General features: G+C 40.2%; 11 protein-coding genes and 1 pseudogene. 1 reads left to right on the plus strand and 11 read right to left on the minus strand.

The window, feature by feature from the left end; all coding sequences use genetic code 11:
• Positions 1-36: 36 nt before the first annotated feature.
• The 5 genes and pseudogenes from VB694_RS13225 to VB694_RS13245 form a co-directional block, all read right to left on the minus strand.
• Positions 37-555 (minus strand): annotated as a pseudogene (locus VB694_RS13225) (DUF4351 domain-containing protein); the annotation flags it as partial.
• A 372-nt stretch (positions 556-927) separates the two neighbouring features.
• Positions 928-3189, minus strand: a complete 2262-nt coding sequence (locus VB694_RS13230) for a caspase, EACC1-associated type (protein ID WP_323360785.1) — start codon at positions 3187-3189, stop codon at positions 928-930.
• A complete protein-coding gene (locus VB694_RS13235) occupies positions 3182-3577 on the minus strand; it encodes a hypothetical protein (protein ID WP_323360786.1) in 396 nt (131 codons plus the stop codon). The genes VB694_RS13230 and VB694_RS13235 overlap by 8 nt, the downstream gene beginning before the upstream one ends.
• Before the next feature lie 350 nt (positions 3578-3927).
• Positions 3928-4587: a transcriptional regulator gene (locus tag VB694_RS13240; protein ID WP_323360787.1), complete on the minus strand. Its 660-nt coding sequence runs from the start codon at positions 4585-4587 to the stop codon at positions 3928-3930.
• Between the two features lie 181 nt (positions 4588-4768).
• Positions 4769-5425, minus strand: a complete 657-nt coding sequence (locus VB694_RS13245; protein WP_323360788.1) for a sigma-70 family RNA polymerase sigma factor — start codon at positions 5423-5425, stop codon at positions 4769-4771.
• 419 nt (positions 5426-5844) lie between these two features.
• On the opposite strand from VB694_RS13245, the gene VB694_RS13250 reads away from it, so the two are divergent.
• Positions 5845-6636: a L,D-transpeptidase gene (locus VB694_RS13250; protein WP_323360789.1), complete on the plus strand. Its 792-nt coding sequence runs from the start codon at positions 5845-5847 to the stop codon at positions 6634-6636.
• Positions 6637-6753: 117 nt separating this feature from the next.
• Here the strand turns inward: VB694_RS13250 and VB694_RS13255 are convergent, their stop codons facing one another.
• The 6 genes from VB694_RS13255 to hemL all read right to left on the minus strand — a co-directional run bounded on the left by VB694_RS13255 (position 6754) and on the right by hemL (position 14481).
• Positions 6754-7302, minus strand: a complete 549-nt coding sequence (locus VB694_RS13255; RefSeq protein WP_323360790.1) for a late competence development ComFB family protein — start codon at positions 7300-7302, stop codon at positions 6754-6756.
• A gap of 90 nt (positions 7303-7392) precedes the next feature.
• Entirely contained in the window at positions 7393-8313 is a 921-nt protein-coding gene (locus VB694_RS13260) for a M23 family metallopeptidase (RefSeq protein ID WP_323360791.1), read from the minus strand.
• A gap of 114 nt (positions 8314-8427) precedes the next feature.
• Positions 8428-9603 (minus strand): ABC transporter permease DevC, encoded by a 1176-nt coding sequence (gene devC, locus VB694_RS13265; protein WP_323360792.1) that lies wholly within the window; start codon positions 9601-9603, stop codon positions 8428-8430.
• 64 nt (positions 9604-9667) lie between these two features.
• Entirely contained in the window at positions 9668-10861 is a 1194-nt protein-coding gene (locus VB694_RS13270) for an ABC exporter membrane fusion protein (protein WP_323360894.1), read from the minus strand.
• Between the two features lie 251 nt (positions 10862-11112).
• Entirely contained in the window at positions 11113-12705 is a 1593-nt protein-coding gene (locus VB694_RS13275) for a serine/threonine-protein kinase (RefSeq protein WP_323360793.1), read from the minus strand.
• Positions 12706-13182: 477 nt separating this feature from the next.
• Positions 13183-14481, minus strand: coding sequence for a glutamate-1-semialdehyde 2,1-aminomutase (gene hemL / locus VB694_RS13280; protein WP_323360794.1), 1299 nt, complete (start codon positions 14479-14481; stop codon positions 13183-13185).
• Positions 14482-14740 lie beyond the last annotated feature (259 nt).

Below are 14740 nucleotides of genomic sequence, written 5' to 3' on the forward strand. Positions count from 1 at the left end.
CCCTGTTAATATTACAGAAAGATAAGTAAGTTGGAGCTAATTCACTGAATTATGTTCCAGCCAAGTTTCTAAATCTGTAACTGAAGTAAAATCTAACAAGGCCTCTCCTAATTCTTCCAGTTTTTCAACAGGTAATTCTTGAACTTTTTGAATTAATAATGAATCAATTTCCCCAATTCGACGATTTAATTGCCGAATAATTAGACGTTGTTCTCCCTCTTGTTTAGCCAGTTCTCTGTCTTGTTGGTAAAGTGGTGCTAATCGCATAATCAACTCCTGATCTTCTGTTTGTGAACTTTGATTGATTTTTAAATTTTTCTGGAGGTTATAGAGTAGTTCTAAGGTGATTTTGACGTAAGGTTGATTTAATGGTAACGCAGCTAATTCATCAATGGCTCGTTTTTGGACTGTACCTCTACCTAAAAGTCTTAACCACAGTGTTTCTTGAGTTGGTGGTAATTGATGAATGACGACAATTGCGGTGTGTAAAGATTTTGGTAAATGGTATATTCCGGGTAAGGAATCTGGTTGGGTTATCCCGCTAAATCCTAAAAGTTGCTAGTCGGGTAAATTGTCAGAATCAGGATATCCAGGATTAAAGGATGAACAGGATGAAAACCAGAGATTCTATAGCAATCCGAATTGAAATGTAAGAAAATACGGAGATAGAAAGTACGTATTTACAGGACTTTCAGCCATTTTTGTTCTCACGAATGATTTAGGATTGCTATATCACCAATCACCAATTACTTTAGAGATATCTTAGAGGCTGTTTGAAAAGTATTATATGAAACACATAATCTCCAAAAACCTAACCCCCCTACCCTACGTTAGCGAAGCGTGCCGAAGGCTGGGAATGGGGTTTTCAAAGCTGAAACCTTAAAATGAGAATTGCTGGAGGACTGAAGTCCTTACTACTAAATCTATTTAAACCGACAACACCACCCGAAAACCACAAATTCGTAAACCACCGTCTGCTTCATTCCAGCTTCTACTAGCACTGCGACAAAGTTCCGCACTAAAATTCCATGCACCACCTCTTAATACCCGACGATGTTGATCACCACCATCTTCCCAGATACTACCATTTGTAGGTGCGCCATGATAGTGATTATGCCAAGGATCTGCACACCATTCCCATACTAAGCCGTGCATATCATATAAACCAAAAGCATTAGCAACTTCAAAATAACCAACATTAGTTGTCTCTTTCGGAAATCTACTTTTTGGTTCTACAGAATAGGTATCACTACCACTACAGTTAATTAAATCAGAAGTAATTGTTTCTCCAAAATGAAAAGAGGTAGTAGTTCCCCCACGACAAGCATACTCCCATTCTGCTTCACTGGGCAAACGATATTTTCTCCCAGTTTTCATAGATAATCTCGCACAAAATTCCACAGCTTCATACCAAGAAACATTTTCTACAGGCAGATTTGCACCTTTAAATTTTGATGGGTTGGGGTGTAATGATTGTTGAACTTGAGGTAAAGCTGCTACTGTTCTCCACTGTAATTGAGTGATAGGATATTTCCCCATAAAAAAAGGTGAAACGGTAACTTGATGTTGGGGACGTTCATCATCATCACCTTCACAACTCAAAGAACCCATGATAAAAGTACCTCCAGGAATTGAGATCATTTCCAGAAATACACCATTTGCTAAGTCTTCAGGAAAATATTCGGCACTTTTGGTAATACGTCCAATTTCTCTAGCACTCGTATCTACCATCCTAAGTTCAAACTGGAAAGTCTTTAACTCATAACCAAATTTATTTTTTTCTGCTTCTTGCTGCTTTCGTAATTGTTCGGATGCTTCTGCTTCTCGCTGACGTTGCCATCTTTCTGCTTTTTGTTGCTTTTGTATCTGAATCTGTTTCTGATATTCTTCTTTTTCTAGTTCTTTTCGTAGTTTCTCAGTTTTTTCTATTGGAGTCAAAATTATTTCTTCAACTCTCTTTATATGCTCATTTTTAAGTCCTAACGACTGGTGCAACTGTTTTAATCTATTGCGAGCATATTCATCTAGAGGATATTGTGATTGAACTGCTTTTGTAAATTCCCTCTCATAAAGCCGCAGATTATTAGCATATTCTTCTTTTTCTCTTTGTTTCTGTATTTGATATTCTGCTTCTTTAACAGATTTAATTTCTAACTGAATTGATGCTACATCCTCATCTTTCAACCCTAAAACATCTTGCTGATAATCTTTGAGTATATTTAAAATATGTTCATCTAGAGGATATTTTTGCTCAACAACCTCTGCAAAAGCTTGTTTGTAACTTTGCAAATTTGCTAACCGTCTACGAAAAGGTTCGAGAACTTCTGTTTCTATTTCTTTGGCTTTTGTATCTGTGATTCTCAGAGATTTCCGTTTTGGCGTTAAGACTAAAAAAGCAAATTCACCTAGTTCACCATTTTGAGCATATTGTTCAACCAATTGACGATACTCTGCTTCTGGATTTTTAGGAGCATAAGCCAATAAAATATCGTATCCTTCCCTATCCAAAATGATATCTGGTGTCATTCTAGGCTTCACAGCTTGGACTTTGGCTTTGGCGTAAGCGTGCAGTTCCTGGACATAAATTTTGCTATCACCATCATTATCTGCTGCACCTGTCTCGATTCCCTCAACTAAATATTGAGTATAGAGCGAAAGTGTTGCACCATCTTGTGCAAAAGAAGTTTGAGTTGCACCAGAAGATGTGAGAACAACTCGTCCTTCTGCACCTAATTGCTTTTTGATATCGACACCGATACTTTTTTTGTGCCAACCATTAGCAAATGCACCACTATAACAAGCATCTAAAATTAAAACTTGGCGTTTAGAATAACAATTTTTTGATTGTATTTGAATAAAATTTGCATCTACAGCAGTGGCTTCAAAGTTGTCTTTAGCTGTATTGCAAGTTGCTAAATAGAGATGATTGTCATCATTAGTAATCCCATGACCTGAAAAAAAGAATAATAATAAATCCTCTTTACCTGCATTCTTAAACAGCTTTTGAATTGCTATTCTCATAGCTACTGAATCAGGATTCAGCAGCCGTTCTACCTGGGTAAAGTTGCCCAAGTTGGGGTTTTGCAAAACTCGTTCCATCGCTGCTACATCATTGAGTGCAGATGATAGGGGTGGGATATCTGCACCATACTCGCTGACTCCAATCAGCATCGCTATTTTTTTAGCCATTGTCACCACCCATTGCGGCTAATAGGTTTTGTGCTATTTTTTCGCTTTCTAGCAGTTCTTGGCGGCTTTTGGCTTTGATACTGACTTCTTTATCGCCGACTTTGACAGTAATTTCTATGGGTTTGTCTCCCAAGCGATCGCTCAAAAAGCTTAAAAACCCTTTGATCTTCTTTATATCAACTGTAGCTGTTATCACCCCGACTAAAGTGGCTAAACCTGGCTTGCTTCCTGCTTCTGGGTTAAAATCTTCAGTACGATCTGCTTTGATTACTTCATCGGAATTACGCAATTCTGGCAGTAGCTTACTTGCTATTTTTAGCCTTCTGTCATCATCTAATTCTGGGTCATCAACAGCAAAAGTAAATTGAATCGTGCGACTATCTGTCATATTCACCTCTACTGTCCCAATATCTCCTTATTACTAGACTATACAGTCAAATTCTCCACTTTCGGGAGAAAAAAGGTGGAAAATAGGGAACTCGTAAAAAGTATTTTAAGGGTTTAGCAATGCTAAACCCCTACCAAAGATATAGTATTAGATGATTTAGAAGATTATGATTCCACAAGACCAATATCAAAAAACCTCTATAATCGCCAATCTATAGAGATTTTTGAGCCAACCAATTTATCTTTAGGTTGGGCTTGGGTGTATTTGATCACACTAGAAAAAGTTTACCAGTTAGGCGGTATACCCCAACTGAATGGTTGTTGGAGTGGTTAACTTTAAAGACAACTTAATTAGTTGATATCTAATTCTGTGTCTTTGTTTAAAGTGTGGGATTGATTAACTGGTTTTTTGGGAGCAGCTACTGCTGTTTTCGGAATTTCAATAACTGGGTTGTTTAAGGCTACCATTAGGGGTGAAACTGTCTTTGTCGGCTGTGTTTTTACCGCTATTGGCTGTATTTTCTGTTGTGCTAGTTGCAACTTGGATGTATTATCTGGTAGGAAGCCAGATATTGTGCCAATGACACAAGCAGCTACAGCAGCACCACTAAACATCCAACCTAGCTGGGAACGGTAGCACAATCTTTTCCAAACCTGTTTAAATGTAGCTTCTGGTGAATGTCCAGAAGCTGGTATGGGCATAGCCCTTACACTTTGTCTGAGTTTTAATAGTCGTGCATACAAACACTTAACTGAGTCATCTGTAGATAGCCATTCTTCTACCTGCTTACGTTCTGTGGCTGTGACTTCACCATCAAGGTAAGCACTTAGTAACTCGAAGCGATCTGCTTCGTTGTGATGGAGGTAATTATGCTTTTCCATATCCTTAGTACCCGTTGAATCATTGGTATGAATGGCTTGCGCCAAGCTATCGCTATCAGCCATTCCATTTGATACATCAGTGGGAGGTGGCGAGGGGAAACGGTCATAAAACTGAGAATCAATACTCATTTTAACGTTTTTACCAAGTCATAAACGGGTAAACACAGGGGATAAATCTGAGAATTGAAGCAATTTTGCTGGTTTTTCGGCTAAAAAACTAGTTTTTACTACAATTCTTAATATCTTAATATTTTTTCAATTCAAGTTTTGAATCGAAGCAAGATATTGAGGACAGATATTGTAATTTGACTTACGCATCTAGATAAGTTTGCAACTGGGATTGCAATCTGGTTCTAGCTCTAGCTATTCTCGATTTTACAGTTCCTAGAGAAACACCAGTGATTTCGGCTATTTCTTCATAAGCCAGACCTTCAATTTCTCTGAGGACAATTGTAGTCCGAAACACCTCTGGTAAATCCGCGATCGCTTCTCGTAATTGCTCGTAAAATTCTCTAGTTGTGAGTTCTTCCTCTGGACCTGGTGTATCACCTGCAATATCCCAATCCATCTCACCGTCTTCTAGCGAGCGGGGAGCATCCAGTGACAGGGGAGTAGCAACCCGTTTGCGTTTACGCAACTCATCGTAAAACAAGTTAGTAGCAATTCGGCTTAACCAACCTCGAAATTTAGCAGGTTCTTGTAATCGGTTAATATTCCGATAAACTCGAATCCACACTTCCTGAGCCAAGTCGGCTCTGTCTGACCAGTCAGGAGCGAGATGGTATAAAACCCTATCGACCTGAGTCTGATAACGTCGTAGCAGTTCGGCGAAGGCAGCCTTTTCTGGACGTAATGCGGCTTGACAGCGCAAAATAAGATCGTGATTTGAGAGTTTGTCAACTTGCACCGATGCTTGTGAATAATTGGCATCAACAGTTGACAAGGATACAGTAATCGATTGACTCATAGATCGTACTGGGTTTAAATCATCCCTTATCATTAGACTGGATAATTTGTCAGATGTTCCCAAGCAAGGTGACGGATTTATGATCGGAACACGGAAGTATAAATCAGGAATTGATCAGAAAGTTTTGAGTGTGGAGCGTCGGCTGTCAGGTGCAGGGCAAAAAATCAGTCAATTGTATTCAGGTCAAAAACTGACTACTACCCCTTGACAAAAACTACCATCTCGCCTATCTCCTAGTTATAACTCCCGTGAAGAATACAAAATTCAAAATTCAAAATTCACCTACTTATCTCTAGATCATGAAGGATTGTCAGAGTAATGAGACAACTGATAATTATTGATAAATTTTTTGCTAATTGGCTGCTCTGGGCAGTCCATAATGCTAATGAGCCAGATATGTCAGGGATAAATAAAAAGCGATGGCAATGGCAAGAAATGAATCTGTAGCGCGGATGGTGATGTTCCTCTGTTTTGGTACAGCAATTTTGTCTCTGGCTGTCCATTGGCACACTATGAAAACGACAGCGCAATCAAATCCGTCTGTATCCACCACATTGAGGAAAAACTCTACTACCCGCCCTGACTCTAGTAAAAATCGTTCGGAAGGCATTAGTATTGGGGAACCAGCTTTAGGTGAGTCTTTTCCCGCCTCTCCATCAAATTCTACTGCTGGTCAAAAATATGTAGCTAGTGCTGCGGATACACCAAAAAAAACAAAGTTCGTAGTGCCAAAACAAAAACAGAATCAGAAGACAAACAAGCCCAAAGGTTTTTTCTTTCCCGGTGTGGCTGAAGCAAAATCTGTTCAGGGTTTGGGATCTACTCAATCACATTTGGTCGTTGATTTAAGCGATCGCCGGGTCTATGTTTACAATTATAACCAAGTGATAGCTAGTTATCCTATTGCTATCGGCAAAAAAGGCTGGGAAACACCTACGGGTAATTTTCAAGTCATACACAAGGAATATCATCCAATTTGGAAACATCCTATTACTGGCCAAATATTTGAAGCTGGTACTGATAGTCCTTTAGGAGACAGATGGATTGGTTTTTGGTCAGATGGTAGAAACGAAATTGGCTTTCATGGTACACCTAATACTGACTTAATAGGGGCTGCTGTATCTCATGGCTGCTTAAGAATGCGTAATTCTGATGTCAAAATGCTATATGAACAAGTTAGTCTAAACACGACAGTTACTGTTCAGGATTAATAGCAATACTACACGCTTGGTTTAAGTCTGAAAATTTTAACTTGGAAAGGTTGATGAGAAGGAGACAGGAGGCAGATGAAAAAACAAACTATTCCTGTCACCTGTCTTTACCTGTGTTTACAATTCTCCTGTGCTGTGTTCAAAACTAGGTGCGTAGACTTGAAGCAAGTTACTAACTTGACTGAGAACATCACTACCAGCACTTTTCCCTAAAGCTTGACGTTCTGGGAAAAATTCAGGTTGATCTAAGTAACGATCAATAGCTTTGGCTACTTGTTGAGAGATAAATTCCTGAAGTTCTGTTTTAGCGCGGTGGCGTTGGTAATTTGCGCCTTCTTCTGTTGTCGCATACAGAGGTGGCAGCCGGTTGAGTGCGTAAGCAGTAATATCCCCTACATCTAATGAACTTTCGCTGCTGGCTTCAATTTCTGCTACTTTAGCGATTACCTCAGTCAGCACCAATTCTTCCATGACGTTAATAAACTGTTTACGAGGTACTGCGACTACTTCACCAGTTAACAATGAACCCATCAATCGATCCAGCGACATATACTCTTCAATCGAGAGATCCGAGGCATTATCACAGATTCTACCAACTTCTGCTTCCATTGCTGGTGTTAAATAACCATCTTGGAGAGCTTGTTCAACAATTTTTTCTATACTCATAATTCTCACGATTAAATTTAAGCCATACTCATAATTCATAATTCATAATTATTTTTTAATTACGAATTACGAATTATGAATCAAGAATTACTAATCAACGATTTGAGATTTCCAAGATTTTGGATCAATAGATTGTCCGTTGACATATAGACCCCAATGTAGGTGAGGTCCTGTAGAAGCACCTGTAGAACCTACTGCGCCAATTAGTTGACCAGCTTTGACAATATCACCTTCTTTGACATTAATGCGACTGAGGTGCATAAAAATGCTGGTTACTCCTTGACCGTGGTCAATGCCAACTACATTACCATGAACCCGAAATCCCTGGGATACTGTACCAACTAAAGCTACTTTTCCAGCGGCTGGTGCAATTACGGCTGAACCGGCTGCACCAGCGTAGTCTAGGCCACGATGGTAGTAATTATTTGCAAATTTACCATTATAGTAGCGACGTACACCATAGATTGTCGTCATTCGTCCTTTATTTGGTCTTAAAAAAACACCATTCCAAAATTTTTCTGGTGTTACTAGGGCTTTAAACTCTTTTACCCGTGTTAGCTCATATTCTGTGGCCTTAACTCCGGCTTTTCCAGGTGGTAAGGTGATGCGCTGGATGGGGAATTTGCGATCGCCTACATAGACGGCTAGGTTTCGTTGTTGCGGTCCATCTCCCGACACAGTAACTTTTCTGACTCCAGCTTTTTCCAGTGGAGTGGTAGGAATAAAAGCGCGATACTTATTTGGAGCAATTGCAAAAGTTGGATATGTTTGTTCTCCCACTGTGACGGTAGGATTACTAGGTTGAACTTGACTCTCTGGCTCAATTAATACCGAAATTGTATCTCCCAATTGTGGCTTTTTAGGTAAAATCTGGACTTCTAAAGCCGCTGCTGGCAATGTTAAAGCTATGGGAACAGCTGCAAATATGCCTACTAATATCTTGGTGACACTAATAGTCTCAACATGGTGTAACTTATTCTGAGGATTAAGAACTTGAGCTTTGGTAGTCATAGTTATGAAAAAATCTGTTGCTGCTGTTGAACAACAGACTAACTTATGAGGGCGAGTGTTTCCAAATCGCTGCAAATTTTTGTAGGACTGGGGACTGAGGATTGGGGACTAATTTCAAAACATATCTGCGGGGTCTGCGGATTGGAGTTTACGAGTAGCGATCGCTCCCGAAATTGCACACATCAAAAAAGTGAGAATTAACACTTGTAAGCCACGAATTAGCGTCATGTACATAGGTAAATTTGTGGCTGTTTGTGTCAATTGATAAAGTCCTAATGATACTATTAAACCGGGAAAAAAACCTAAAACAGCTAAAATTAAAGCCTCTTCAAAGATGATAACTAATAAATAACTATGCCTATAACCCATGGCTTTAAATGTTGCATATTCCCGTAAATGAACATTGACATCAGCAGAAAGGACTTGATAAACAATAATTACTCCTACTACAAACCCCATGGAAACACCCAAGCTAAAAATAAAGCCAATGGGGGAGTTAGTGCGCCAAAAGTTATTCTCAAATTCAATAAATTCTGCATGGGTTAGCACCTTAACATCATCTTTCAGGTAATATCTTAATGCTGCTGCTACTTTTTTGGCATCATAACCTGGTTTTACTTTGACTAAACCCAGACTGACACTACTAGATGGGCGTTTGGGAACTAATCGCAATAAGTTCTGATCACTAGTAATTAAACTACCATCCGTGCCGAAGGAAGCGCCAATTTTAAATAAACCACTGACAGTAATTCTACGTCCGTCGATTTCGGTAGTAACGGTTTTACCTTGATCAATTTGAGTGATCACTTCTTGATAATCTCCTCTTGCACCCCGGTCAAAGAGGACTGTATCTGGTAATTTGATAGACTGCAATTGTTGATTGATGGCTGGTAAATCAAAAGCTGGCTGATTGGGATTAAAGCCAATTGCTAAAACTGTCGTTTCCCTGCGGGTTTGGGGATTTTTCCAGGTGATGACATTAAAATACATTGGTTCTGCTGACTGCACCCCTGGTATATCCATTGCTTGGTATAATCTCCGTCGAGAAAAGGGAGACATACTTTGCAAATTCCGAGTTTGAGGACCGGTGAGAATAATATCAGCTTGTAAACTGCGGTGTAATCTGGTGTTGCTGTCATACAGTGCAGTTTGAAACCCTAGCTGCATAAACATAAGAACATCAGCAAAGGCAATACCTGATACTGCTACCAGCAAGCGACTTTTTTCATGACTTAATTGCAACCATCCCAGGGGTGTCCGTCGTCGCAGTTGTTGGTAGATATTAATCATGAATAATTGATAATGGTGATTAATCAAGGCAGAGTTTTTTCTTGTCCCCAGTCCCAGTTCCATCTCACAGTTGAATAACTACTTTGACTTGCATATTGGTTAAGTTGGCAGTTTTCTGACTGGAAGCTTGGTCTAATCGGACATAAACTTTTACCACTCTGTTGTCAATATTGGTAAAAGGGTCAGTAGTAATGACATTTTGGCGTTGTACCCGTAAACCTATGCGTTCCACTTTTCCCTGTAATTCTACTGGTAAAACATCACCTGATACTCGCACCTGTTGCCCTAAAAGTACCTTACTAATATCGCTTTCATAGACTTCAGCAACTGCGTACATTTGACTAGTTTGCCCTAGATCAGCAATGCCATCATTTGAAATTAATTCCCCCGGATGAGTGTGGATTTCCAATATTTGTCCATTTTGCAGTGAACGCACATAAGCTTGTTGGAGATTCACAGTTGCTTTTTTTACTTCTGCTTCCGCACGATCAATTTCTGCCTTAGCTACGATCACATCGACTTGACGGACTTCAGAAATTTGCTCTAGTGTGGCAGTAGCTTCTTGAATTCGTTCTTGGTTAGTTAACTGAGTGCGGTTTAATTGTGCCTGTGCAGCTTGCAGACTTTTTTGGGCAGTTTCTAGGGTTAAGTGTTTACTATCCCTTTGGGAAGCAGAAATTGCGCCTTCTAGATATAATTTCTGGTAACGTTGGTTTTCAGTTTGAGCATTGATTAATTCAGCTTGCAAGCTGGCAATATTCAAAGTTTGAGTTTGAATATCTCCTTGACTTTCGGCTACTAATCGGGCAATTGTGGCTTTTTTTGTGGCAATCTCTCCTGGTTTTGCACCTGCTTGGATGCGGGAGAGGTTAGCTTTTGCTACTTTAACTTCTTGCTGGGCTGCTAATAGTTCTGCTTCGAGGCGATCGCGATTGTCTAAAATAGCAATTACCTGACCTATCTCCACTTTATCGCCTTCCTGCACCAGTAATTTTTCTACCCGACGTGCTTCCCCAGATCCAGTTGCTGAGAGTTTAATAACCTGTCCTTGTGGTTCAATTCTTCCCAAAGCTGTTACTGTTTTGAGTTCCGGCATAATTACCACAGGTGTTACTACTTTTTGGGCTGTGTCTCGCAGCCGCACCATCGTCAAAATACTAGTTCCTACTAGAGTAAATGAGGCAATTACAGATATAGTAATCGGCAACCAAAAAATAGCATGAGAAGATAATGAACCTTGTAGCTTGGGGTTCTGCACAATAGCATACCTTTTTAAGCGTTTCAAAATCTGTTCTTTAAAAATGCCAAAAATACAACTGTAGAGAAAAGCATTATGAGCAAATTCGATTCTAGATTTCTAACACTCTGGCAGCTTTTAGCCTGTTGTACTGTAATCTATAACTCTAAAAATCGGCTTTGATGGGAAGAATAAAACTTAAAAGTTATTTGTAAACTAAAGCCAATAGTCTAGAAATTTCAACTAAACAAACAAATTCAGTCAGATAAAACTTACAAAAATCCCCGTTTACCATTGGGACGCACAGTTAGCCAATTAATCTTTGCTAATGCCAATTGCTCATCAGTAACTTTAGCACCAGTGAGATTAGCACCACATAAATTAGCGCCTCGGAGATTGACCTGACTCATATAAGCATAGCTAAGGTCTGCACCTCTTAAGTCTGCTCCTTCTAAATCAGCATGACTCAAATAAGCTTTGGTCAAATTAGCATCTTTAAGATTCGCTTCCTTCAGACTAGCTCTACCAAAGTCAGTATTTTCGAGATTAGCACCTTGCAGATTGGTTTTTGTCAATTGAGCGCCATGGAAATTTGTTTCCGATAAATCAGCACCTTGTAGGTTCAACAGACTAATGTTGTATGCAGCAAAATCCCGCCTTCCTTTAACATAGGCTGTTAACAAACTTTGGGAATTCAATTGACGAGGAATTTGAGAAGCATTGCTATTACCACCAGACAGATTTTGAGGTTGGGATATCAACTGCTGACGCTCTCTTCGCCGAGCCTGGAATCCAGAATTTTCTGCTAACTTAGCTCGTCTAGCTCGAATTGCAGCCGCTACGTTATTAGAAGCAGGATTATTAGACAAAACGCTAGAATTGTCTGGGCGGTTATTTATTCGCTCTTTAGGATCAACATCAGATTTGACTAGTAATCCCTTAGATAAACTGTCTAGATATGGTTCCATCTCCAACGCTCTCAGTACCTCTGGGGCTGACTGGTAGCGATTGCGAACGGAAACCTCTAACATTTTTTTCAACACGCTTGCAAAATGTTCACTTACATCTACAAGCTGTTCCCACATCATTTCACCCGTTGTGGGATTGTATGGCAAATCTTTAGGAGTTTTAGCAGTCAGTAGATAAATGCAAGTAACACCTAGCGCGTAGATATCGCTGGAGTAAACTGGACGCATAGCCATTTGTTCTGGAGGCGCAAAACCAGGAGTACCAATAGCATAAGCCGTTAATGCTGTTTGTCCCGATGGATTAGGTGCTGTCTGGCTCACTTGGTCTTTGACAGCACCAAAATCAATCAGCACCAGTCTGGCATCTTGAGAGCGGCGAATTAAATTAGCTGGCTTGATATCACGGTGAATCACTTTTAGCTCATGGATGTATTGCAGTAGTGGCAAAATCTCGCTTAAAAACTGTTTCACTCCTGCTTCGCTATAACATCCAGTTTTTTTTACGTCCTGTTGGAGAGTAGCACCACTGATGTATTCCTGAACTAAGTAAAATTGGTTATCCTGTTTAAAATAGTCCAGTAGCCTTGGTATTTGTGGATGATTGCCAATCTTGCCCAAGGTTTTGGCTTCTCTCTCAAACAAATCCTCTGCCATCTGCAATATGTGTGGGGCTGTTCCTGATGGACGTAGTTGCTTGATAACACAACTCGGTTTTCCTGGTAAGACTTCATTTTGAGCTAAAAACGTTGCTCCGAAGCCTCCCTGACCTAGCTGTCTGACTGCTCGATATTGACCACATTTACCGATCAACAGTAGTGGATTATTACAAGATTTACATTGTTGGCTAGATGCCAAATTTTTGGGATGGGGACAGGTAGGATTGAAGCAGTAGCTCATGCACTGTTAACTCGCTGCACGACACATAAGGGAAGAAATTTGACTCTTATTACATTATTGAGAACAAATTTCTATTTTGTTAGGAATGTTGTCAAAGATATCCTAAAGTTTAACTGATGATAATTCAATTTATAGCAAACTGCTTAGAATTAACTACACTCAGAATTAAAATCATTTTTTCCTTTCTTATTTCATATATTATCTCATTAAATCAACCCCATAATAGTTGCTTTTTGTATGTGAGATCACTGAAAAACAATAGTATTATTTATACGCAGCAACAGTACAAATAATACTATCATTGTTTACGTGTAAGAAATATTTCATAAAATCTCACAGTAGGTGGGAAAAGAGAACAGGAAACAGGTAGAAAGCAGTAGAACGGATGCAGGGAAAAAAGGAGAGAAATTTTGGACTTATTCTCTGCTAAAATTTTTCCTGCTTTCTCCCCATCTCCCTTTTGTGCGTGCGAAGAGATTACAAGCTAGAAAGCACTTCTTTTGCAGCCGCTAAAGTCTGCTCAATATCTTCATCTGTGTGAGCCAAAGAAGTAAATCCAGCCTCAAACTGAGATGGTGCTAAATAAATACCACGCTCTAACATCCCACGATGGAAACGCCCAAACTTGGCTGTGTCAGACTTTTTCGCATCTTCATAGTTATTGACTGGTCCACTGGTGAAAAATAAGCCAAACATGGCGCTGATATTCCCACCACAAGCAGCATGACCAGTTTCTTGAGCAATTTTCAGTAAACCATCAGCCAGCTTCTTAGTTATCCGCTCTAGATAATCATAACTACCGGGTTTTTGTAGTAATTCCAAGGTTTTAATTCCCGCAGTCATAGCCAGAGGATTGCCAGAAAGAGTCCCAGCTTGATATACAGGACCGGCTGGAGCAACCATTGACATGATATCGCGGCGACCACCATAAGCTCCCACTGGTAAGCCTCCACCGATGACTTTACCGAGTGTTGTCAAATCTGGAGTGATGCCAAATTTCTCTTGAGCGCCACCGTAAGCAATACGGAAACCAGTCATTACTTCATCGAATACTAATAAAGCTCCATGTTCGTGGGTGAGTTCCCGTAAACCTTCTAAGAAACCAGCATCGGGAGTAATAAAACCAGCATTACCAACTACTGGTTCAAGAATTACACCAGCAATTTCATCACGGTTTTCTGCAAATAAGGCTTTAACGGCTTCTAAATCGTTGTAAGGTGCGGTTAAGGTGTTAATGGTTGCAGATTTTGGTACTCCGGGGGAGTCGGGTAAACCGAGTGTAGCGACACCAGAACCTGCTTTCACCAGGAACATATCAGCGTGGCCGTGATAGCAACCTTCAAATTTAATGACTTTTTCTCGGTTGGTGAAAGCTCGCATTAACCGGAGTACAGCCATACAAGCCTCTGTACCAGAGTTCACAAATCTGACCATTTCGATGCTAGGAACAGCATCAATCACCATTTCTGCAAGAACATTTTCTAACGCACAGGGAGCGCCAAAGCTAGTACCTTTAACTAATGCTTCTTGCAGTGCAGAAATGACTTCTGGATGTGCATGACCACAAATAGCAGGGCCCCAAGTACCTACATAGTCTATATATTTATTGCCGTCTACATCCCAAATATACGCGCCATTAACTCGATCAAATACTATGGGTTGTCCACCGACGGATTTAAAAGCACGCACGGGAGAACTAACGCCTCCTGGCATTAAATTTTGAGCAGCGGTAAAGATTTCTTGTGATTTTGTGGTTTTAATTGTGGTGTTGACCAAGGTTATCTCCTATAGGTGGTAATCAAACTAAGCCTTTATTTGAGGATAAGACAAAATCAGGCTGAAAGTTTCTATGCTTATGGAATTGACCCCAAATTGCGGTAGGGGCAAACCCCCCGTGGTTGCCCCCAAAAACATGGGTAGGCACGGGGGCGCTACCCCTACATATTCCTGTTATTTTGCATCTGGGGTAGGCACGGGGGCGCTACCCCTACATATTCCTGTTATTTTGCATCTGGGGTAGGCACGGGGGCGCTAC

It is taken from the genome of Anabaena sp. UHCC 0451 (genome assembly GCF_034931405.1).
Classification (GTDB): domain Bacteria; phylum Cyanobacteriota; class Cyanobacteriia; order Cyanobacteriales; family Nostocaceae; genus RDYJ01.

Bases quoted from the DNA above. Each gene is read 5' to 3' on its own strand.
- VB694_RS13255 (WP_323360790.1), bottom strand. From the start codon at position 7,302: ATGAGTATAGAAAAAATTGTTGAACAAGCTCTCCAAGATGGTTATTTA.
- VB694_RS13230 (WP_323360785.1), bottom strand. From the start codon at position 3,189: ATGGCTAAAAAAATAGCGATGCTGATTGGAGTCAGCGAGTATGGTGCA.
- VB694_RS13275 (WP_323360793.1), bottom strand. From the start codon at position 12,705: ATGAGCTACTGCTTCAATCCTACCTGTCCCCATCCCAAAAATTTGGCA.
- VB694_RS13235 (WP_323360786.1), bottom strand. From the start codon at position 3,577: ATGACAGATAGTCGCACGATTCAATTTACTTTTGCTGTTGATGACCCA.
- devC (WP_323360792.1), bottom strand. From the start codon at position 9,603: ATGATTAATATCTACCAACAACTGCGACGACGGACACCCCTGGGATGG.
- VB694_RS13260 (WP_323360791.1), bottom strand. From the start codon at position 8,313: ATGACTACCAAAGCTCAAGTTCTTAATCCTCAGAATAAGTTACACCAT.
- VB694_RS13250 (WP_323360789.1), top strand. From the start codon at position 5,845: ATGGCAATGGCAAGAAATGAATCTGTAGCGCGGATGGTGATGTTCCTC.
- VB694_RS13240 (WP_323360787.1), bottom strand. From the start codon at position 4,587: ATGAGTATTGATTCTCAGTTTTATGACCGTTTCCCCTCGCCACCTCCC.
- VB694_RS13245 (WP_323360788.1), bottom strand. From the start codon at position 5,425: ATGAGTCAATCGATTACTGTATCCTTGTCAACTGTTGATGCCAATTAT.